Source organism: Lacrimispora xylanisolvens, assembly GCF_002934545.1.
In the GTDB taxonomy this organism is placed as follows: Bacteria; Bacillota; Clostridia; order Lachnospirales; family Lachnospiraceae; genus Lacrimispora; species Lacrimispora xylanisolvens.
On the sequence record NZ_PTJA01000007.1, the window covers coordinates 67,151 to 89,510 of the forward strand.

20 protein-coding genes are annotated in these 22,360 nt (G+C 43.1%); 1 reads left to right on the forward strand and 19 read right to left on the reverse strand.

All coding sequences use genetic code 11. The features are described 5' to 3' along the window. Positions 1–20: 20 nt before the first annotated feature. The 19 genes from alaS to BXY41_RS14040 form a co-directional block, all read right to left on the reverse strand. On the reverse strand, positions 21–2,627 hold the full coding sequence (gene alaS, locus BXY41_RS13955; protein WP_242980211.1) for an alanine--tRNA ligase: 2,607 nt from the start codon (positions 2,625–2,627) through the stop codon (positions 21–23). A 51-nt stretch (positions 2,628–2,678) separates the two neighbouring features. Continuing rightward, entirely contained in the window at positions 2,679–2,828 is a 150-nt protein-coding gene (locus BXY41_RS26785; RefSeq protein WP_170072368.1) for a hypothetical protein, read from the reverse strand. A gap of 142 nt (positions 2,829–2,970) precedes the next feature. Next, on the reverse strand, positions 2,971–3,816 hold the full coding sequence (locus BXY41_RS13960) for a lysozyme inhibitor LprI family protein (RefSeq protein ID WP_104437478.1): 846 nt from the start codon (positions 3,814–3,816) through the stop codon (positions 2,971–2,973). A gap of 124 nt (positions 3,817–3,940) precedes the next feature. Next, entirely contained in the window at positions 3,941–4,420 is a 480-nt protein-coding gene (rnhA, locus tag BXY41_RS13965) for a ribonuclease HI (protein WP_104437479.1), read from the reverse strand. 21 nt (positions 4,421–4,441) lie between these two features. Beyond that, a complete protein-coding gene (locus tag BXY41_RS13970; protein ID WP_104437480.1) occupies positions 4,442–6,043 on the reverse strand; it encodes an MBL fold metallo-hydrolase RNA specificity domain-containing protein in 1,602 nt (533 codons plus the stop codon). Between the two features lie 44 nt (positions 6,044–6,087). Then, positions 6,088–7,563, reverse strand: a complete 1,476-nt coding sequence (gene spoIVA, locus BXY41_RS13975; RefSeq protein WP_104437481.1) for a stage IV sporulation protein A — start codon at positions 7,561–7,563, stop codon at positions 6,088–6,090. Positions 7,564–7,611: 48 nt separating this feature from the next. Next, the gene (locus tag BXY41_RS13980; RefSeq protein ID WP_170072370.1) at positions 7,612–8,928 is read right to left on the reverse strand and encodes a helix-turn-helix domain-containing protein; all 1,317 of its coding nucleotides are present in this window, start codon (positions 8,926–8,928) and stop codon (positions 7,612–7,614) included. After that, positions 8,915–9,916, reverse strand: coding sequence for an ABC transporter ATP-binding protein (locus BXY41_RS13985; RefSeq protein ID WP_104437483.1), 1,002 nt, complete (start codon positions 9,914–9,916; stop codon positions 8,915–8,917). The genes BXY41_RS13980 and BXY41_RS13985 overlap by 14 nt, the downstream gene beginning before the upstream one ends. Before the next feature lie 20 nt (positions 9,917–9,936). Next, on the reverse strand, positions 9,937–10,731 hold the full coding sequence (locus BXY41_RS13990) for an ABC transporter permease (protein WP_104437484.1): 795 nt from the start codon (positions 10,729–10,731) through the stop codon (positions 9,937–9,939). A 6-nt stretch (positions 10,732–10,737) separates the two neighbouring features. After that, entirely contained in the window at positions 10,738–11,517 is a 780-nt protein-coding gene (locus BXY41_RS13995) for an ABC transporter permease (protein ID WP_104437485.1), read from the reverse strand. Positions 11,518–11,671: 154 nt separating this feature from the next. Continuing rightward, entirely contained in the window at positions 11,672–12,382 is a 711-nt protein-coding gene (locus BXY41_RS14000; protein WP_104437486.1) for an ABC transporter ATP-binding protein, read from the reverse strand. Between the two features lie 13 nt (positions 12,383–12,395). After that, complete coding sequence (locus BXY41_RS14005) at positions 12,396–13,154, reverse strand: ABC transporter ATP-binding protein (RefSeq protein WP_104437487.1); 759 nt, start codon at positions 13,152–13,154, stop codon at positions 12,396–12,398. A gap of 2 nt (positions 13,155–13,156) precedes the next feature. Beyond that, positions 13,157–14,233, reverse strand: a complete 1,077-nt coding sequence (locus BXY41_RS14010; RefSeq protein WP_104437488.1) for a branched-chain amino acid ABC transporter permease — start codon at positions 14,231–14,233, stop codon at positions 13,157–13,159. Positions 14,234–14,242: 9 nt separating this feature from the next. After that, positions 14,243–15,124, reverse strand: a complete 882-nt coding sequence (locus BXY41_RS14015; protein ID WP_104437661.1) for a branched-chain amino acid ABC transporter permease — start codon at positions 15,122–15,124, stop codon at positions 14,243–14,245. A gap of 87 nt (positions 15,125–15,211) precedes the next feature. Continuing rightward, complete coding sequence (locus tag BXY41_RS14020) at positions 15,212–16,429, reverse strand: ABC transporter substrate-binding protein (protein ID WP_104437662.1); 1,218 nt, start codon at positions 16,427–16,429, stop codon at positions 15,212–15,214. Between the two features lie 152 nt (positions 16,430–16,581). Beyond that, positions 16,582–17,589: an NAD(P)H-dependent glycerol-3-phosphate dehydrogenase gene (locus BXY41_RS14025; protein ID WP_104437663.1), complete on the reverse strand. Its 1,008-nt coding sequence runs from the start codon at positions 17,587–17,589 to the stop codon at positions 16,582–16,584. A gap of 10 nt (positions 17,590–17,599) precedes the next feature. Then, positions 17,600–18,244, reverse strand: coding sequence for a glycerol-3-phosphate 1-O-acyltransferase PlsY (plsY, locus tag BXY41_RS14030; RefSeq protein WP_104437489.1), 645 nt, complete (start codon positions 18,242–18,244; stop codon positions 17,600–17,602). A gap of 2 nt (positions 18,245–18,246) precedes the next feature. After that, positions 18,247–19,575, reverse strand: a complete 1,329-nt coding sequence (der, locus tag BXY41_RS14035) for a ribosome biogenesis GTPase Der (RefSeq protein ID WP_104437490.1) — start codon at positions 19,573–19,575, stop codon at positions 18,247–18,249. A 3-nt stretch (positions 19,576–19,578) separates the two neighbouring features. Beyond that, positions 19,579–20,937, reverse strand: coding sequence for a DUF512 domain-containing protein (locus BXY41_RS14040; protein WP_104437491.1), 1,359 nt, complete (start codon positions 20,935–20,937; stop codon positions 19,579–19,581). A 203-nt stretch (positions 20,938–21,140) separates the two neighbouring features. Between BXY41_RS14040 and BXY41_RS14045 the strand changes: the two genes are divergently transcribed. Further along, positions 21,141–22,319, forward strand: coding sequence for a ribose-phosphate pyrophosphokinase (locus tag BXY41_RS14045; protein WP_104437492.1), 1,179 nt, complete (start codon positions 21,141–21,143; stop codon positions 22,317–22,319). The last annotated feature ends 41 nt before the right edge of the window (positions 22,320–22,360 follow it).

The window sequence follows — 22,360 nt, forward strand, 5'->3', positions numbered from 1 at the left end:
TTTTTCAATTAATCCTGCTATTAATTCAGTTGTTCAGCCACTACTTCAGATACTTTGGATAAGCATTCATCTACTCCTGCCGGATTCTTTCCGCCGGCCTGAGCCATATTTGGACGTCCGCCGCCGCCTCCTCCAACAAGGGAAGCTATGGCTTTAATTAAGTTGCCTGCATGGGCTCCTTTTTTCTGAGCCTCATCTGTTACAGCAGCCATTAAATTAACTTTTCCATCCTGAACAGATGCGATGACGATTACACCTTCTCCCAGTTTGTCTTTTAACTGGTCACCTAAGTTTCGAAGACCATTCATATCCACATCAAGAACCTTTACAGCCAGAACTTTCATACCCTTAACTTCTGTTACCTGATCCATAACATCACCCAGGGAATCATTGGCCAGCTTACTCTTTAACTTCTCGTTTTCAGAATGAAGAGCTTTGATCTCTTCCAGGAGAGATTCGATCTTTGCTGTCAGGGAAGCAGGTGTGGTCTTAGCAGTTTTTGCTGCTTCATGCAGAGTCAATTCTGTTTCTTTATAATAGTTCATTAAGCCGTCTCCGGTTAATGCCTCGATTCTGCGGACACCAGCCGCAATACCAGTTTCTGACAGGATCTTAAAGGATCCGATCACTCCTGTATTGGAAATATGAGTACCGCCGCAAAGTTCTGTAGAGAAGTCACCCATTTTTACCACGCGGACACTGTCACCATATTTTTCGCCGAATAACGCCATGGCGCCGGATTTTTTCGCCTCTTCAAGAGTCATGATCTCTGTCTGTACAGGGAGAGATTCTTTGATTTTTTCATTCACAAGAGTCTCAACCTTAAGGATCTCCTCCGGTGTTAATGCTGAAAAATGAGTAAAGTCAAAACGAAGTCTGTCTCCATCTACGAAGGATCCCGCCTGCTCTACATGGTTTCCAAGCACGGTTCTTAATGCCTTCTGAAGAAGATGGGTTGCACTGTGGTTCTTTCCTGTATTCTGACGGTTCTTTTCGCATACCTTACAGGTAACTTTATCACCGGTCTGAAGCATGCCTTTTACAACTCTTCCCACATGGCCGACTTTGCCGCCCTGAAGGTGAATGGTATCCTCTACTTTAAATTCTCCTGTTTCACAGACAATCACACCGGTATCACCCTGCTGACCGCCCATGGTTCCGTAGAAGGAGGTTTTTTCCGTAATAATTGTTCCGGTTTCTCCGTCAGTCAGCGCTTCCACAAGATCACTTTCACTGGTAAGTGCAGTGATTACCGTATCACAAACCAGACTGTCGTAACCTGTAAATTCTGTGGTAAGAGATGGATCAATGGACTGGTAAACCGTTACATCTGCGCCCATATAATTGGTGGTCTTTCTTGCGTTTCTGGCAGTTTCCCGCTGCTTTTGCATGGCTGCCTTAAAGCCTGCTTCATCCACACCAAGCTGTTTTTCTTCCAGAATCTCAAGAGTTAAATCCAGAGGGAATCCATAGGTATCATAAAGCTTGAACGCATCCTCTCCGGAAAGAACTTTGATTCCTTTTTTTACCATATCTTCTTCCAGATCATTTAAAATGGCAAGACCCTGGTCAATGGTCTTATTAAACTTATCTTCTTCCTGCGTAAGAACCTTTAATATCATGGCCTTTTTCTCTTCCAGTTCCGGGTAGCCATCCTTTGAAAGTTCAATCACAGTAGTCGATAAATCCGCAAGGAATTTGCCTTCAATGCCTATCAGTCTTCCATGACGGGCAGCCCTTCTTAAAAGACGGCGCAGTACATATCCTCTTCCTTCATTGGACGGCATAATACCATCGGAAATCATAAAAGTACAGGAACGCACATGATCAGTGATAAGACGGAGGGATACATCAACATCTCCATCCTTTTTATACTCTGTATTGGCAAGGGTTGCAACGCGGTTTAAAAGCGCTTTAATTGTATCTACATCGAAAATGGAATCCACATCCTGAACCACTACTGCAAGACGTTCCAGACCCATACCTGTATCTATATTCTTCTGCTTTAATTCTTCATAGTTTCCCTGACCGTCGTTCTCAAACTGGGTAAATACGTTATTCCATACTTCCATATAACGGTCACAGTCACAGCCTACGGTACAGCCTGGCTTTTTACAGCCATATTTTTCACCGCGGTCATAATAAATCTCAGAACAAGGACCACAAGGACCTGCTCCGTGCTCCCAGAAGTTATCTTCCTTACCAAACCGGAAGATACGCTCTGGCGCAATACCGATGTCTTTGTTCCAGATCTCAAATGCTTCATCATCGTCTAAGTATACGGAAGGATACAGCCTGTCCGGATCCAGTCCGACTACCTCTGTTAAAAATTCCCATGACCAGTGAATTGCTTCATTCTTAAAGTAATCTCCGAATGAAAAGTTGCCAAGCATCTCAAAAAATGTGCCGTGGCGGGCAGTCTTGCCAACATTCTCAATATCACCGGTTCTGATACACTTCTGGCAGGTTGTTACTCGTTTTCTTGGAGGAATCTCCTGACCTGTAAAATAAGGTTTTAAGGGTGCCATACCCGAGTTGATCAATAACAAGCTGTTATCATTATGTGGAACCAGGGAGAAGCTTTTCATCGCTAAATGTCCCTTACTCTCAAAGAATTCCAGGTACATTCTCCTCAGCTCATTCACACCGTAGTTATTCACGTTACTGTCCTCCGTTTGTTATTTAGTCTCATTCGCACCAGCTGCGGCACTGGCGGCGTCTTTATGATCTCTGTATTTCTTTCCGCATACAATTCCTCCCCAGGAAATAAACAGGAAAAACAGGAATTTAATAGCGGTTCCCAGGAAACTTGCAAATATTTCTGTCATTATTTTTTCCTCCCGAAAGTTATTATAATATCGCTCATTTTATTATCCTATCACAAGGGATTTTATTTAGCAAGATATTCATTTGTTATTTTTTTTACACAATAGAAAAAAGTACGGCAAAAACCGTACTTTTTAGTTTCTTCTATGGAGAAAGAAATTCCTCATACTCTGTGATCAGGTCATAAGCTCTCTCTCTGGTGGATTCCGCCAGAGAAGCAGTAAATTCCAGTTCTTCCAGAGAACCGCCGCTGTACTTCTTCGCAGCTTCCTCCGCTTTCATATCCCTGTCTTTAATCCAGGACTGCTGTGATGCTTCCAGCTTTCTTTTTGAATCTTCGGGCAGGCTTTCAGAAATCGCCTCATATATTGTATTCTGCTCCCGGTTCCACAGCTTCAGTTCTTTGTCGGCCAGGGCTTTCATGGAATATGTGTTAGAGTCTGCGGAATCCTCTCTCATCTTTTTAATCTGAGTATCCAATTCTTTGAGATGCTTCCTGAAATAATCTGCACTTTCATCAGGAACAGCCACCAGGGCTGTCTTGGCCTTTGAATCCGGAGTAATCGGTGTAATGACAGGTTCCGGGCCTACTGACTGGGCTTCACTTTCTTCGGATGGTTCTGTATCGCCTGCAGCCGGCTCTGCCATAAGTGCACGCTTCATCATCGGACCCTGGGTATCCTGAAGCTGGGCAGTATCGCTATTCTCTTCAGAGGTGGTTGATTCCGAAGATGCTTCCGTTTCAACGGCAGCTGATTTCTTCTGTACTTCTTTTTGCATCATGATATCCGGAGAGATCTGCCGGACAGCATCGCTTCCTGCTGCTTTTTCTTCTTTTGAAAGCGGGCTGTCCTCGGAATATCCTGAAACTACGGAAGAATTCGTTGTGCTGTCTTTACCATTAACAAAGCTGAAGGTAGCAAAGGTCACCAGGATACCGACGACCAGTATACTTCCTATTACAATCCAAATCCCTCTGTTTCTATTCATGACTTTTCATCCTAACATGATTTAATAAAATTACCATATCACAAATAAAAAAGAAAGAAAATAGGAAACTGGATTTAGTAAGAGATTGTAAGAGATATGTAAGTTTTAACACAACTTTATCTCTTTAGGAAATGCCTTCATCCGTAAGCAGATCATGTCCGTCAGCTGCACTGGTTGCCAGAACATCACACCTTTCATTCATCGGATGACCAGCATGTCCTTTTACCCAGTGAAACGTCACCTGATGCATCTCTTTTGCCCTCAGCAGGCGCTCCCATAAATCAATATTCTTTACAGGACCGCTTTTACCTCTTTTCCAGTCATTTTTCACCCAGTTATCAATCCAGTGCTGGTTGAATGCATCCGTTAAATATTTGGAATCGGAATACAGCTCCACCTGGCATGGGCGTGTTAACGCTTCCAGACCTATTATGGCAGCCATCAGTTCCATCCGGTTGTTCGTAGTTTTCACATATCCTGCAGACATGGATTTTTCATGGAGCTGCCCTGTGGAATCTGTAAACTGCAAAATCGCGCCGTAACCTCCCGGTCCGTCAGGATTTCCTCTTGCAGCTCCATCTGTAAATAATTGTACCTTTGTCAATTTCTCACGTTCTCCTTATTCTTATCTGTCCCATTTATCACACAATGAATTAATCTGATCCGCAAATTTTGCCAGATCTTTATTGGCTCCGCCTTCATTATGACGGATTACCTGCAGCAGACGCTCACCTGCAGCAAACAGCCGGCCATAAACGCCAACCGGTTTTTTAGCAGTTTCGGGCGCTTTGACCACTGCGATTCCTTCTGTTTCATCCACCCATCTGCCTAGAGCCAGATCATAGATGGAACCAGAATAGGGTGCACTCACTTCGTAAGCATACTCTTTTCTTAAAAGCTGTTCAAAGGAATTGCAGACCAGATCATCGCCATGAACCAAAAATACTTGTCGCGGTTTTTCTTCAAATGCATTCAACCAGGCAATCAATCCTTCCATATCTGCGTGGGAACTCATCCCACCCATCTGTTCAATATGGGCCTCCACCTGTATGGTTTCACCAAAAAGCCTTACATCGGTGCTTCCATCGATCAGGCTTCTGCCAAGCGTCCCTATGGACTGATAGCCCGTAAAGACAATGGTACACTCCGGGCGCCACAGATTATGTTTTAAATGGTGCCGGATACGTCCGGCATCGCACATTCCTGCAGCCGATATAATAACTTTGGGCTTTGAATTAAAATTGATGTTTCTGGAATCTTCACTGGTTACGGAAAGCTTCAGACCAGGAAATGATATGGGGTTAATCCCATTCATAACCAGATCCCTGGTTTCCTCATCATAACAATCTGCCAGATTGTCTTTAAAAATCTGTGTTGCCTCAACGGCAAGAGGGCTGTCAACGTATACCTCAAATCCATCGTGTCCTGTAATCCGTTTCTCGGTCTTAATCCGCCGGAACATATATAGCAGCTCCTGGGTTCTTCCTACAGCAAAAGCAGGTATTACCACATTCCCGCCCCGGTCAAGGGTTTTTTGGACAATGCCTGCAAGCACACTTACATGATCTGGTATTTTGCCATGGAGACGATCCCCGTAGGTACATTCCATCACTACATAATCGGCATCCTTTATATATTGCGGATCGCGGATTAACGGCTTATTCTTGTTGCCGATATCGCCGGAGAAAACAATTTTCCTGGAGCAGTTTTCTTCTCTGATCCAGGTTTCAATGGAAGCGGAACCAAGAAGATGACCCACGTCGGTAAACCGAATGGTGAAGCCATCTTCCAGTTCTACTTTTTCGTTATACTGATAGGACCGGAACAGTTCCAATACCCCCATGGCGTCATTCATTCCGTAAAGGGGCTCTTCTTCCGGAAGACCTGCACGCCTTGCTTTCCGATTTTTCCATTCTGCCTCTGACTCCTGAATGTGGGCACTGTCCTTTAACATGATTGCGCAAAGATCAGCTGTGGCATCGGTAGAAATCACCTTTCCCCGAAAGCCTCTGGCATAAATAAAAGGAAGCAGCCCTGCATGGTCAATGTGGGCGTGTGTCAGCAGCACATAATCAATCTGAGCGTAGCTGACAGGCAGGCTGGCATTTTCAAATCGGTCAATCCCCTGCTCCATTCCGCAGTCCACAAGAACCCTTAACCCTGCCGCTTCCAGATAATGACAGCTTCCGGTTACCTCGTGGGCTGCGCCGATGAATGTCAATTTCATAAAAGCCCTCCTTTTGTATTTGTTTTTCCTATTATACCATTAATTTAGATAATAATGCAAATCATACCGCCATTACTATCGTTAATAATTTTTTGGAGGGTGTCCTGCAGCTTCATCTGACAATCTTCCGTAAGCTGAGATACTTTTGTCTGAATTCCGTCTTCTACAATTTGTTCAATGGATTTTCCAAAGATATTGGTGTTCCAGATACCTTCTTCACTTTCTCTTGCATTTTCCTTAATATAGGCAATTAAATCCTCTGCCTGCTGCTCACTGCCTACAATCGGGGCAATTTCAGTCTGAATATGGGCTTTGATTAAATTAATGGAAGGGGCTTCCGCACGCATTTTTACGCCGTACTTATTCCCATGTTTAATTACCTCAGGCTCATCAAGCATGATTTCTGAACGTTCCGGAGTCACAACCCCATAGCCTTTCAGTCTGACCTGACTCATGGCCTGATTGACCTTTTCATATTCTTTTTTCATTTTTGCCAGTTCACTTAAGGTCTGCATCAGCTGATATTCCCCTTCAATGGGAATTCCCACGTAATCACTTAAAATCTGATAGTAATAGCTGTCATCCACATCCATATCAACGGATACGCTTCCGTCTGCCATGTTCATGTTCTGGACTTTAATCCCGCGGATACTCTCTGTTTCTCCGTTAAATAACCCGGAAGATACATCCTTCATCTGTGCAACCTTTTTTACCATGTCTTTCGCTGCCTGAATTACCTGAGCCTTTAACCAGTGAGTGGCAGGAAGAATTTCAAGCCATTTTGGAATGTAAAAATCCATTTCCGTTACGGGGAATTCCTTTAATACCCGTTCCAGAATATTTCCCACATCTTCTTTCTTTAACTGTTCACAGTTAATAGGCATTACTGTTACACCATATTTCTGATTCATATCGTTTGCCAGGGCAACGGTTTCCTCTGAATATGGTTTTGCAGAATTGAGCAGTATAAGAAATGGTTTTCCAAGATTTTTAAGCTCCGAAACGGTACGTTCTTCTGCAGCTATGTAGTTGGGGCGCTTCAGCTCACCGATAGAACCGTCTGTGGTAACAACAACTCCGATGGTGGAATGATCATTGATAACTTTTCTGGTTCCAATTTCCGCCGCTTTCGTAAATGGAATCTCATAATCAAACCATGGTGTTTTTACCAGACGTTCTTCTTCATTTTCAATATGGCCGGCTGCTCCATCTACCATAAATCCCACGCAGTCGATCAGGCGGACCTTGGTTTCAATCTCATCTCCCAGGCGGATGGTTGCGGCCTCTTTGGGAATAAATTTAGGTTCCGTCGTCATAATGGTCTTGCCGGCTGCGCTTTGTGGCAGTTCGTCCCTTGTCTGAGTTTTCTGGTGTTCGTCTTCCATGCCCGGCAGTACCATCAATTCCATAAAACGCTTGATAAAGGTGGATTTTCCTGTTCTGACGGGGCCAACAACTCCGATGTAGATTTCTCCGTTGGTCCGGGCTTTGATATCATTGTATACGTTATAATTGTCCATAAAGATTCCCCCTTCTGTGCTGTTACATAATATGCGGGGGTGAAAAGATTATTCCCTTTTCTTTTCGATCCGGTTAAGGATGGATTTACCGGTATTTATAATTTTACGATACTCTTTTTTAGAAATGATTCCCTGACTTAGGACCTCCTTTAATTCACCGCCATTGAGCGTCATCACCCGGCCATCTGCAGTGAGGGTAATTTCCAAATGCAGCAAGGTATAGGTTAAGGATTGATCCTTATGATACCGTAAGTTTCTGATGATATAATAATGTTCTCTCACCACCTCTTTTGAGCTGTCATAAACTGTTTTCCGATACCAGTCCTCACCATCCGGGAAAAACAGATGGTATTCTTTTTCTGTTGTATTCCAGCAGACCGGTTCTGTTTCGTCATCAATAGAAAAGAAATAGTTTATTTCCTCGCAGGGGATCCTGCAGCTAAATCCATGACCGTCTTTTCCTGTTTCCCTGTGTGCATGGCTGACCTTGCCTTTGTAAAGGCCGGAAGCATCATCGTAGAAAAGTCCAAAAGCAGGAAATCCGTAAGGACTGGTAAAATTCCGAAACAGCCTCTTATGAGCCTCTTCTATGGTAAGATTTAACTTATCAAACAGCTGTTTTGAAGTAATTCCCCTGGCAGTTATCTGAGTCACTCCGGCAAACATGGATAAGAAAATTTCATTTCCTTTAAAAATAAAACTGGTGCCATTGGCCTTTAGAACCTCTAATGCTGCGTTCCTGGCAGCCGGATACCCTGCTCCTCCTAAATTCACAGCAAACTTATCGCCTGCCAGCCGGTAAAGACTGCAATCTGTGCCCATTAATTCTTCCATTCGCTGCAGGGCATGTAAAGCGGCGGCCTCTCCGGCATCTTTTCCATAGCAGGTTTTAATAAAACGGATTCCTACAATATCAAAACAAACAATTGTCGAGCAGTCTCTTGCATTTAATTCTTCTATGAGGCCGCTTAAATCAAACCGCCTGCGAAAAACACCGCATTCGTCGCAATGAAACTCCTGTTTTGGATAAAGACCGTAAAAATGCCTTTTCTTTCTGTATACCCCCGGGGTCTCCTGCCATATCTTATAAAATGCTCTGGTGAAAACTTCCTGTGAGGCGAATCCATAATAAAAGGCTGCCGAACAGACCGAATCCTGTGTTTTTATCAGCCGGCATGCTGCTTCTGAAATCTTTCTTCTGTTTACATATTCCATCATCCCATACTGGAATACTTTATGAAATAAGTATTTTAAATTGGAAACGGAATAATTGCAGGCCTCTGCAACCTCTTCCGGTAATATTGTTTCTTTGATGTGATCTTCCACATATTGAATCGCAACATTTAACACATTATAACTGTCCACTTTGTTCTCCTGATTGAGAGGTGTATATTTTTCGTACAATTTCATCAATTTCTGGCTTCTTAATTGTTATGTCTGTAACCTCAAATAGTTCCGAAATGCTGCTTAGCAGTTCATTCATGGAAACAAGTCTGGGATTTATCCTGTAAGTATGACAAAAAGGCTGCTCTTTCATAAGCTCTGCACCATGGAAAGACAAGGGTTTTTTTAAGTTTTTGAATGCAACCTCCACATAATACTGGTCTGCTCCCTGTGATTTAAACGAGGCAAGGCTCTGGTCCAGCATCAGCGTTCCGTGATCAATCATAATAATACGGTCACAGATTTCTTCTATATCCGCCATATCATGGGTTGTAAGAATTACCGTTGTCTTCTTCTCACGGTTTAACTCTCTTACAAACCTCCTTATTTTATCCTTTACCACGACATCAAGTCCGATGGTTGGTTCGTCCAGATATAAAATATCAGGATCGTGCAATAGAGCAATCGCCAGCTCTGCTCTCATTTTCTGCCCAAGGCTTAATTGCCTTACCGGTTTATTTAAAAAAGAATGCATCGCTAAAAGTTCTGTAAACATCTGCGTATTTTTCCGGAACTGTACTTTATCAGTACCATACATTCTTCGGTACAGCTCAAAGGTATCTTCCATGGGCAGGTCCCAGTTGAGCTGTGACCTCTGGCCAAATACAACACCAATGTGTTTTGCATTTTCTTTTCTGTTTTCCCATGGGACCAATCCTCCGGTTTTTATGGTTCCGCTGGTAGGCGTAATGATTCCAGTCAGCATTTTAATGGTTGTGGATTTCCCGGCTCCATTTGGTCCGATGTATCCCACCAGTTCACCTTTTTCTATGGAAAAAGATAGATCTTCCACTGCTTTTTTCACCTCATAGCTGCGGTTTAACAAGGTGGAAAGAGCTTTTTTTAATCCCTCAGGACGTTTAAAGCTTTTAAATTCTCTGGTTACATGATCAACTGTAATATATGACATTGTTACCCTCCGCTTCTATTTTACGATCCCGTGCTCTGATACGCGTTAAGCCCCTTGTTCCAGAATCTGTAAGCAATAAAAAATACAAATGCTCCCACAAATGGTGTGAGGAACAGAAAAACCGGTGACGGCACTCCCTCCTGCCTGTTAATAAATAACTGGACAGGATAAAAATTAATAAATCCATATGGCAGTAAAAAGGTCAGCAAAAACCGGATACCACCATGGTAAATCGTAAGGGGATACTGGAGAAAGCTGGTGAGGTTCCTGTAAAAAAGGCGATAAAGCCCGTCGCTTTTTAAAAACCAGAATGCAGGAATTGTTGTTACCATGAAACCAGCGGCCTGTATCAGCGAAGCACCGGCTATATCGAGAATCAGCCAGATCAACTGATAAAAGGACAAAGAGACCCCCAGTTTGTGCAGACTGATTCCTATCATTGCTCCGGCTATCACATAATTACTGGTATACCCAGCGCTTATTTTCGTGCAGATCAGATAAATAAGAGGATTCACCGGTTTGGTTAAAATTCCATCCAGCTCTCCGCTTCGAATCAATCGTGGCAGCTTACCGAAACCTCCCATAAAAAACGTTCCTGCTATGGAATAAGAAAGAACATCAAAGGCATATAGAAGAAGAATCTCATATAACCCCCAGCCTGCCACAGGTCCCACTTTATTCAGTAAAATAACCAGCAGGATAAAACCGGAAGACCAGCCCAGCAATTTAGCAATCATACGCATAAAATACTGTCCTCTGTATTCCAGCTGTGTCAGGAAAGCGACTTTAGCAAACGCACCATATAAACCAAACATGAACAATCAACCTCCCTGTATTTCTACACTGCTTTGAATCTGTTTCCATAAAAGCCGTTCTGCCATAAACAGAATGAGTACCCAGGAAAGCTGAATGAGCAATATTTTCTGCCACTGTTGTGCCTCCTGCATACCAAGCCATATAGAAACAGGCTTAAATGCCACATAGGAGAAAGGGAGAAAATCGCATAACGTTTTCAGCCATTCAGGATAAAACCAGAGCGGAATATCAATTCCAGAAAAAAGAAGAAATAACCCATCTGCTATCATGCGCGTATAAGTGCCGTCTTTCATCCAAAAGACCAGCAGTCCTATGGTGTACTGGATAAAAAACATAATCAATAGTCCCAAAAACAGGCTGACCAGAAAAACCAAAACAGTTCCTGCTCCCGGAATGGGCAGCTTCCAAATTATAAATGACACTGCTGCAATGAAAATTCCTTCAAAGAGAACGTGATACAGATTCTCTCCTAATTGTCCAAAGAAATAGTACCATTTTAAAGAAATGGGGCGGATAAAATCAATTGCAATCATCCCTGTCCGGAAACGGTCTGCCAGTTCCTCTGCCACCCTTGAATACAACAGCCCACTGACCAGGGCAGCTATAACGGAATAAGAAACTAATGTTTCAAAATTAATGCTCTTTATACTGCCTGCATTTAGAATTGCCTGCCAGATACAGATTTTTATGTAGATACCAAGCCAGTCACCAGCCATCTGAAAAAGCAGATTCCATTTATACTGAAATTGCTGCCGGAAGCAGCATTTTATAAGTACCCAGTACATATCCTTCCTCCTTTGGTTTTGGAATACCCGGAACCTATCTTACCATAATCAGCCTTTCCTTTCTTGATTTTTTGGACAAACTTTTTGCTCTTAAGCCGCAAAAACAAATACCACAGCAAGGAAAAGCCTTGCTGCGGCATCTGTTATGTCTGTTTTATTCACTTAAATATGCCTTCTTAACCGAATCATCATTCATCAGTTCTTTGGCATCTCCGCTTAATACAATGGAGCCTGTTTCCAAAACGTAAGCACGGTTTGCTATGGATAACGCTTTCTTTGCATTCTGTTCCACTAAAAGTACAGTTGTGCCTGATTTATTGATTTCCTGTATGATATCAAAGATTTCATTCACATAAATTGGTGAAAGTCCCATAGACGGCTCATCCAGTACAATAACCTTGGGGTGGCTCATGAGGGCACGTCCCATGGCAAGCATCTGCTGTTCGCCGCCGCTTAATGTACCTGCAGGCTGGTTCTTTCTTTCTAACAGTCTGGGGAAACGCTTGTAGATCATCTGAAGAGTTTCTTCAATCTCGTTCTTATCTCTTCTTGTATAGGCACCCAGTTTCAGGTTTTCATAAACGCTTAAAGCTGCGAAAACCCTTCTTCCTTCCGGAACGTGGGCCATGCCCATGCCTACGATTTTATCCCCTCTGATTTTGGTGATATCATGACCATCAAACTGGATGTTGCCGGATGCTGCCTTAATCAGACCGGTTATTGTATGAAGAGTGGTTGTTTTACCAGCACCATTGGCACCGATCAATGCAACAATCTCCCCTTCTTTTACTTCAAAGGAAATATCTTTTAACGCCTTAATAACGCCATAATATACTTCCAGATTTTTTACTTCAAGTATTGCCATGTAGAAAGCCTCCTTATTCTCCCAGATATGCTTTGATGACTTCCGGATCATGAAGCACATCCGCTGTTTTACCCTGGGTAAGCACCTGACCGAAATTCAGCACCGTCAAACGCTCACAAATCCCGGAGACAAGCTTCATATCGTGTTCTATTAACAGAATGGTCATATCAAAATTATCCCGTACAAAACGTATGGTATCCATCAGTTCAGCCGTTTCATTGGGATTCATACCTGCAGCCGGCTCATCAAGAAGCAGAAGCTTTGGACCAGTGGCAAGCGCTCTTGCTATCTCAAGCTTTCTCTGCTTTCCATAAGGCAGATTGGACGCAAGGGTATCCTTCTCTTTATCCAGATCAAAGACCTTTAAAAGCTCAACTGCTTTCTCATCCATCTGCTTTTCAACTTTATAATAATTAGGAAGCCTTAAAATTCCGGCAACGGTGGAATAGGGATGACTGTTGTGAAGACCTGTTTTAACATTATCAAGAACCGTCAGATCCTTAAAAAGACGGATATTCTGAAATGTTCTCGCAATTCCGGCACGATTAATATCTACCGTTTTCTTTCCGGTAATATTGTTGCCATCCAATAATATGGTACCGGCGTTTGGTTTATAAACTCCGGTTAAAAGGTTAAAAATCGTGGTTTTTCCCGCACCGTTTGGTCCGATCAGACCATACAGCTGTCCCTTTTCAATGGTAATGCTGAAATTATCCACGGCCCGAAGACCGCCAAATGAAATTCCAAGGTTATTAATTTCAAGTAAAGCCATGATTATACCCTCTCCTTCTTCGCCCTGTTCAAATGAAAATAACGTTTTCTGAAATCGATCAGCTTCGGACTCCAGTTAAATATCATCATGACGATCAGGATGATGGCATAAATCAGCATACGATAAGCATTTAATCCTCTTAACAGCTCAGGAAGCAGCGTCAGAATGACTGCCGCAATCATAGATCCCCGGATATTCCCGATTCCTCCAAGTACCACAAACACCAGAATCATAATGGACTGGTTATAGCCAAAATTCTTCTGAGTGGCTGTCAGGGAAGAAAGATTATGGGAGTATAAAACACCGGCTACTCCTGCAAGGGAGGCAGAGATGGTAAATGCCATAAGTTTATACTTGGTTATATTAATTCCAATGGATTCTGCTGCAATTCTGTTATCGCGGACAGACATGATTGCACGTCCGGATCTGGAATTGATCAGGTTAAGGACAATAAAGAGGGTAATTAAGGTAAGAATTACACCTATGGCGAAGGTGGAATTTTTCGGTGTACCGGTAATTCCCTGTGCGCCATTTAATATGATTGTTCCGCTTTTTTCCATCTTAAGAGCCATGGCATTTTTCATGGAAAAATGAAATCCGTTTGAATCCTTTCCAAGATAAAGTACATTCACAACGTTCTTAATAATTTCGCCAAAAGCCAGTGTTACAATTGCCAGATAGTCACCTCTCAGCCTTAAAACAGGGATTCCCACAACAATACCGGCAGCTGCAGCTGCTGCTGCGCCCACTAGAATTGCAAAGAAAAAACGAATGCCTGCACTGGGTATGGATTCCATCATGGAGATGGAGAATATAGAGCTGGCAAACGCTCCCATACACATAAAACCTGCATGACCAAGGCTGAGTTCTCCCAGAATACCAACAGTCAGATTCAAAGAAATCGCCATAATGCTGTAAATACAAAGAGGCACTAAAAGACCCTTCATCAGACTGCTGACCTGTCCAGCAGAAATTAATATCTGTACAATAATAAATGCTGCAATTACAATGCTGTAAGTAATTAAATTTGTTTTAAATGTTTTATCAATATGAAACTTTTTTGCTGTACTTTTTTCCATTTCGTCCACCTATACTTTCTCGTTGATCTTCTTGCCGAGAATACCGGTAGGCTTCACAAGAAGGACAACGATGAGAACTGCAAAAACGATGGCATCGGAAAGCTGGGATGAAATGTAAGCCTTGCTTAAGTTTTCAATCACACCCAGAAGCAGGCCTCCGATTAATGCACCGGGAATAGAACCGATTCCACCAAATACAGCAGCTACGAATGCCTTAATTCCAGGCATGGAACCGGTATATGGAGTAAGGGTCGGATAGGCGGAGCAAAGAAGTGCACCTGCAATGGCAGCCAGAGCAGAACCAATTGCAAAGGTAAGTGCAATGGTGCCGTCTACATTAATTCCCATCAGCTGGGCTGCGCCCTTGTCTTCGGATACTGCCAGCATGGCCTGTCCTGCTCTTGTCTTCTTAATGAATGTAGTCAGACCAATCATTATGACAACACAGCTGATAATTGTAACGATGGTCTCTCCGGAGATCGTAAGCTTTCCATCTGCCAGCTTTAATGCCGGAACTGTTACAACAGAGGTAAAGGACTTTGGATTGGAACCAAAAACAAGCAGTGCGATGTTTTGAAGCAGGTAGCTCACACCGATTGCCGTAATCAGAACTGCCAGAGGACTTGCCATACGTAAAGGACGATAAGCGACGCCCTCAATGACCACGCCCAATACAGTACATAGAATAACCGCAAGGAGAATGCCCGCAACAGGACCTAAGCCCATTGTGCTGACAACTGTGAACACCACGTATCCTCCAATCATAATAACATCGCCATGAGCAAAGTTAAGCATCTTGGCAATGCCATATACCATGGTATATCCAAGAGCAATGATTGCATAAACACTGCCAAGGCTTAAACCATTAATAAAATAGGATATGAAACTCATCATACCAACGCACCTCATTCGTCTTTATTCAAGAAAATTATATCAAAGAAGAGGGTCGTCCCTTGGACGGCCCTCCAGCGGGTCATTTTACATTGCTGTATAAACGCCGTTTACAATTTTTACTGCTTTTGGAGCCTTATCCGGTTCTCCGTCTGCAGACCATTTCATATTTTCACCGGTCAGACCGTTGATAGAAATCTCAGTCATTGCAGTTTTTAACTTATCACAGATTGCGGAAGCGTCCATATCTGCTGTAACACCAGCTTTTTCAGCTGCTGCCTTTACAGCGTAAACTGCATCATATGCATCTGCTGCAAACTGGTTTGGAGTCTCATTGTATTTCTCTTTAAAAGAAGTTACAAATTTCTGAGTAAGATCATCCTTTGCATCAGCTGCAAAAGGTGTTAAAAGCATTACATTCTCAGCAAGTTTTGTATCAAAATTCTCTACTGTAAGAAGTCCGTCAAGACCATCACAGCCAAAGAATGCAGGAGCATATCCCATCTGTTTCGCCTGGGCAAGAATTAAAGCTGCCTGGGAATAGTAAATAGGAAGGAAAACAAGTTCTGCACCGGAATCCTGTGCTTTCTGAAGCTGTACAGAGAAGTTTGTGTTGTTATCTGCTGTAAATGCTTCATCAGATGCAATTTCAATGCCCTGATTTGCTGCTTCGGATATAAATTTGTCATGAATACCAGATGAGTAAACATCAGAGCTGTCATAAATAACTGCTACTTTAGTCGCCAGTTTGTTTTCACCGATGTACTGTGCGGAAGCGGCACCCTGGTTTGGATCTGAGAAACATACACGGAACTGATTTTCGAACTTGGTACAGTCTACTGCAGATCCGGATGGGGTTAACTGGAACATATTATCGTTGCTTGATTCAGCTCCAACTGCAATACAGGGAGCGGAAGTAACTGTTCCTACCAGTAACTGCATACCCCAGTCTTTTAAGGTATTGTAAGCATTCACTGATTTTTCCGTATCATTCTCGTCATCCTGGAAATTAAATTCAATCTTTGCTCCGTTAATACCGCCGTTTGCATTGATTTCATTCACTGCCAGTTCTGCGCCATTCTTTACAGCCTGTCCGTAAATTGCAGTACTACCACTGATTGGGCCGATCCCGCCGATCTTAATTGTGCCCTCTCCTGTTGCTGCGCCGCCGGCTGCGGTGGTCTGTGCTTCACCCTTGGTTTCTGTTCCAGCTGCGGTTGTGCCCTCAGAAGCTTTACCGCTTCCGCAGGCAGTTAAAGATGCCGCCATGGCGATTGCCAAACCAAGACTCAGTAACTTTTTCATAGATTTTTTCACAATCCATTCCTCCTCATGAAACAATTTTATATACGACACATTAACGTTGTAACGTATACATAGTCTTTATAATAGAATGGCTTTTAAAAAATGTCAATCTAATTTTGTTTTAAAATAATAAAATAAAGTCTACTTTTGGATTATTCCCACGGAATATCAGAACTTTCAATCGTTTTATCCCGAAGCATCAAATCCCGCACCGCCTCAGATGCAGACTTGCCCTCAAAAAGCACCGCGTTTACCTGCTCCACAATAGGCATGGACACCTCATATTTCTGTGACAGAGCAAGTGCGGCCTTTGCGGAGTAAATACCTTCCACTACCATTTTTACTTCGCTGGTTGCCTCTTCCATGGTCTTACCCTGACCCATGAGAATTCCTGCTCTCCGGTTCCGGCTGTGCATGCTGGCACAGGTTACAATCAGGTCACCAATACCGGACAAACCGCCAAACGTCTGAATCTTTCCACCCATAGCCGTACCCAGTCTTGAAATTTCAGCGATGCCTCTTGTAATTAAAGCAGCCTTCGTATTATCTCCATAACCCAGTCCGTCTGCAATACCCGCTGCCAGTGCAATTACATTCTTTAAAGACCCGCCAAGCTCAATTCCTAAAATATCAGGGCTTGTATAAACCCGGAATACCTCACTCATAAAGAGACTCTGAATGTATTCGGCTGTCTTTTTCGTTGTTGCACCTGCCACACAGGTGGTAGGAAGGCTCTTACTTACTTCCTCCGCATGACTTGGGCCGGATAACACAGCTACGTCAGCCATAGGAAGTTCTTCTTCCAGAATCTCTGATAATGTCATCAGACTGGATTCTTCAATTCCTTTTGCTACATTTACAACCACCTGACCATAACGGCAGAACGGATTCATCCGCTTTGCCGTTGATCTCACGTAAACAGAAGGTACTGCTGTGACAAGCAGATCTTTTCCTGTCATGGTTTCTTCCAGATCCTCTGTAAATACCATATGATCCGGAAGTACAAGGTCTGGAAGTGTATGATGGCGGTGGGTCTGCTGCATCTCCCTTATTTCCTCCGGTAAAGCAGACCACACCATTACCTCATGTCCATTATTATATAGAAGTACAGACAATGCCATACCCCAGCTGCCTGATCCGATGATTCCAATTTTAGCCATATGACTCACCTCATTTTGTTTTTCCGGATCCAAAAGATATTTTATTTTCTTTGCCATGAATCAGTCTGCCGATATTCGCCCGGTGGCGCCAGAACGCCTGACCGCTGATTAAAGCCGCAACTATGTAAAATTCCGGCAGAAGATTCTGACCAATTCCGTATGCGCCCATGGATCCAAATACACACATCCAGATAAGGAATATAGTTGCTACAACCAGTGAACCAAGAGATACGTATCTCGTAATTAACACAATTAATATAAAAGAAGTCAGACACAGGAGCGTCATTCTTAAATCTGCCGCCATAATAAGACCTGCTGTGGCCGCAATTCCCTTTCCACCTTTAAACTGCAGATAGAAGGGATAATTATGACCCAGAATGACACCAAAACCGGTATACAAAATCAAAAGATAAATCATCTCCGGCTGATTCTGAAACACCAGACGGACTGCCAGGCAGGGAAGCAACGACTTTAAAAAATCACCGAAAAAGACCACAGCTCCTGCTTTTGGTCCCATAACCCGCAGCGCATTGGTGGTGCCGGAATTTCCGCTTCCGTATTTTCTGATATCAATTTTATGTGTTTTCCCGTAAAAATAACCGGATTGCAACAGTCCGCAAAGGTATCCTGCAATAAGGCAGATCATTCTTTCCATAATTATTGTTCCTTTCCGCTCCGCTCTCTATAAATAAATTTTAAGGAGGTTCCCTTAAATCCAAACGCATCCCTGATCTTGTTCTCAAGATATCTTGTGTAGGAGAAATGGGTGAGTTCTTTATCGTTTATAAAGATGACAAAGGTCGGCGGCTTAACGGCTACCTGGGTCATATAATAAAGTCTGAGACGCTTGCCTTTATCCGAAGGCGGCTGCTGAAGAGCGACTGCTTCCGTCATAATTTCGTTTAAAACTCCGGTTGCTACACGAAGAGTCTGATTCTCACGAACCATATCGATCAATTCAAACAATTTACTCATTCTCTGTCCGGTCTTAGCTGAGATAAAGATAAATTCCGCATAAGGCATAAAGGAAAGAGTATCTTTAATCTTTTTGGTGTATTCATAAATGGTCTTGTCATTTTTCTCAATGGCATCCCACTTGTTCACAGCCACAATAATTCCCTTGCCCCGTTCATGGGCAATTCCTGCGATCTTGGCATCCTGTTCGGTAACGCCCTCTTCTGCGTCAATTACAACTACCACCACATCGGCCCGCTCGACAGCTGTTACAGTACGGATTATGCTGTAACGCTCCAGTTCTTCTTTGATTTTACTCTTTCTTCTCAGTCCGGCCGTATCAATAAATACGTATTCCGTGCCATTATGGACGATCTCCGTATCTACGGCATCTCTGGTGGTTCCTGCAATATTGGATACGATAACCCGGTTTTCACCCAGAAGCTGATTAATTATAGAAGATTTACCAACATTTGGTTTTCCCACAATGGCAATTCTTGGGCGGTCATCATCTTCCTCTTCTGCCTGGAATGTGCCGAAATGCTTGGCAACCTCATCAAGCAGATCACCTAATCCCAGTCTGGAAGCTGCTGATACCGGAATGGGATCTCCGATTCCCAGATTATAAAATTCATATACATCATTGCCAAACTTCTGGAAGCTGTCTACCTTATTCACTGCAAGAACAACCGGTTTTTTGGATTTGCGAAGCATATCTGCCACCTTTGAATCCGCATCTACCAGACCCTGGCGTACATCCACAATAAATACGATAACATCTGCTGTAGCAATGGCAATCTCTGCCTGTTCCCTCATCTGGGAAAGAATGACATCGCTGCTGTCCGGTTCAATTCCGCCTGTATCAATCAGGGTAAAATTCATATTCAGCCAGGTACAGTCAGCATAAATACGGTCTCTGGTCACTCCCGGTGTATCCTTTACAATGGAAATGGTCTCACCGGCTAAAACATTAAACAGCGTAGACTTTCCCACATTGGGGCGGCCTACGATGGCTACTACTGGTTTACTCATATATTATATCTCCTTTAATTCATATCCGTCATAAGAAGGTTTTTTATTATTTACGTATCCTAAAACAGCGTTAACGAAATCCTGACCGCTTGATTTTACAATATCTACCTGTACTTGTAAAGCATTTTGTACATCCTGACGGGTCAGATCATCAAGAAATACCTCTTCTCCGCTGCGAAACATACACTCAGGGAGGAGAAGTCTCTTCCCAAGTGGTTTTCCCTTCAGCTGGGCAATCAAATCCTGACCGGTAATTAAACCCGCAACGGTAATCTGCTCCCCAAAGAAATGATTGACAATGGGGTAGACATGAATGGTTCGTCCCGGGAACTTATCACTTACCAGTCGTGCATGCTGCTCAATAAATGGGGCTGCAAGGGTTCCCGTGGCAATGGAAAGTTCCTCTGCTGCATCAACTGCCGCTTCTTCTTTCAGGGCATCTTTCACCTCAGTCTCTAAAAGCCGCAGCATACCCACGCCGTTCTCCAGCTGAATATAGCCGTCATATCTTGTTTCCTCCGGCATAGGCCTCTCAGCCAAAATGTAAAACTCATCACTGGCATGGATAAAATGGCTGCCATATTCTTTATAAAGCTTTTTCTGCCATCGTTCCACGATCTCTAAAACGGATACGGCATCCTCTTTCTCAATGGGGCTTAATGGAAACAGACCGTCTCTGAATTTGGATACGCCTACCGGCACAATGGAGACGCTTTCCATGTAGGGCAGATACTTTGACAAATCACTTATGGTTCGTTCCAGTTCTTCTTTGTCATTCACCCCTTTGCAGAGCACAATCTGCCCATTCATGGATACTCCTGCCTCATACAGCCGGTCAATCTTTGAAAGGGCTTCTCCCGCAAACCGGTTATGAAGCATCCTGCATCTTAACTCCGGGTTTGTGGTGTGTACTGATATATTAATCGGTGCCAGTTTAAACTCTATGATCCGCGCAATATCGTGTTCACTCATGTTGGTTAAAGTGACATAGTTTCCCTGTAAGAATGAAAGCCTGGAATCGTCGTCTTTAAAATAAAGGGTATCCCTCATTCCAGGAGGCATCTGGTCAATAAAGCAGAAAATGCAGTTATTCCTGCAGGTACGGTACTCACTCATCAGACCATTCTCGAAGGTAAGACCTAAATCTTCATATTGGTTCTCTATTTCTAATTCCCACTCTTCTCCGTTTTTCTTCCTTACGGTCATAAGAATGGATTCACTGTTTACATAATACTCATAATCGAAGATGTCTTCCAGTTCATGTCCGTCGATGGAAAGAACTTCATCTCCTGGTTCCAGTTCCAGTTCTTCTGCAATAGAACCGGTGTCTACAGCTTTTATAACATGTCCTCTTTTGCTCATTTCTATATTTACCTTTCTGCAGCTATCTTTTATATCATAACAAGATTGTCACTCTTTGTAAAGGAAGCGTTTTTTGTTTTTTTCACTGAAATACAGGAAAGACTATTGACGCATTCTGTCATTCAATGGTATAAAAAGATGTAAGATTATAAAACAGGCAGTCTTACGACTGGCTGTTCATTTATTATGGAGGAATCTTTGTCATGGCAAATGATTATGTATTTAACGACCAGCTACCTGTTGCTCCCCTAAAGATCGCAGCGCTGGAAAGCTGCGGGGAACTGGCCAGGAAGGTAAATGACCATATTGTCGGTTTTCGCAGAAACGATATCGAGGAATTAAAGCGCCGTGAGGCAGATCTTCATTACCGCGGTTACGATATCGACTCATATCTTCTAAACTGCGAGTGTCCTCGCTTTGGAAGCGGCGAAGCGAAAGGAATCGTCAAGGAATCCGTCCGGGGTACTGATGTTTTCGCGATGGTAGATGTTACTAATTACAGCATATCCTATACAGTGAACGGATATACAAACCACATGTCTCCTGACGATCATTTTCAGGATTTAAAGCGTATTCTCGGTGCATGTACAGCAACAGCCCACAGAGTAAGCGTAATTATGCCATTTCTATATGAAAGCCGCCAGCACAAGAGAACCAAACGGGAATCCCTTGACTGTGCAATGGCATTAGAAGAACTGGTGAATATGGGAGTAAGCAATATCATTACCTTTGATGCCCATGATCCCAGAGTGCAGAACGCCATCCCATTAAACGGCTTTGACAATTTCATGCCCACATACCAGTTTATTAAAGCAGTATTAAGACAATACCCTGATTTAAAGATTGACAAAGAACACATGATGGTTATCAGCCCTGATGAAGGCGCCATGGACCGTGCCGTATACCTTGCCAACAACTTAAGCGTGGATATGGGTATGTTCTACAAACGAAGAGATTATTCCAAGGTTGTAGGCGGACGCAACCCCATCGTAGCCCATGAGTTCCTCGGTGCCTCCGTAGAAGGAAAAACAGTGCTGATCGTAGATGATATGATTTCATCGGGAGAAAGCATGTTGGATACTGCCAGGGAATTAAAAGAGCGCAAAGCAGACAAGGTCATTGTATGCTGCACCTTCGGTCTGTTTACCAATGGTCTTGATAAGTTTGATGACTTTTACAGAAAAGGATACATCGACAGAGTTGTGACCACAAACTTAAATTACCGTCCCAGTGAGCTGTTTAACAGAGAGTGGTATGTAGAAGCCGACATCAGCAAGTATATCGCCGCAATTGTAAATTCCTTAAACCACGATGTATCTATTAGTACAGCATTATCCTCAACGGATAAGATTCAGCAGCTGCTGAAAAAATACAAAGCATAAGCCAGTTGTTTTATGGAATAGAAATCCGGAAGAATTCAAAT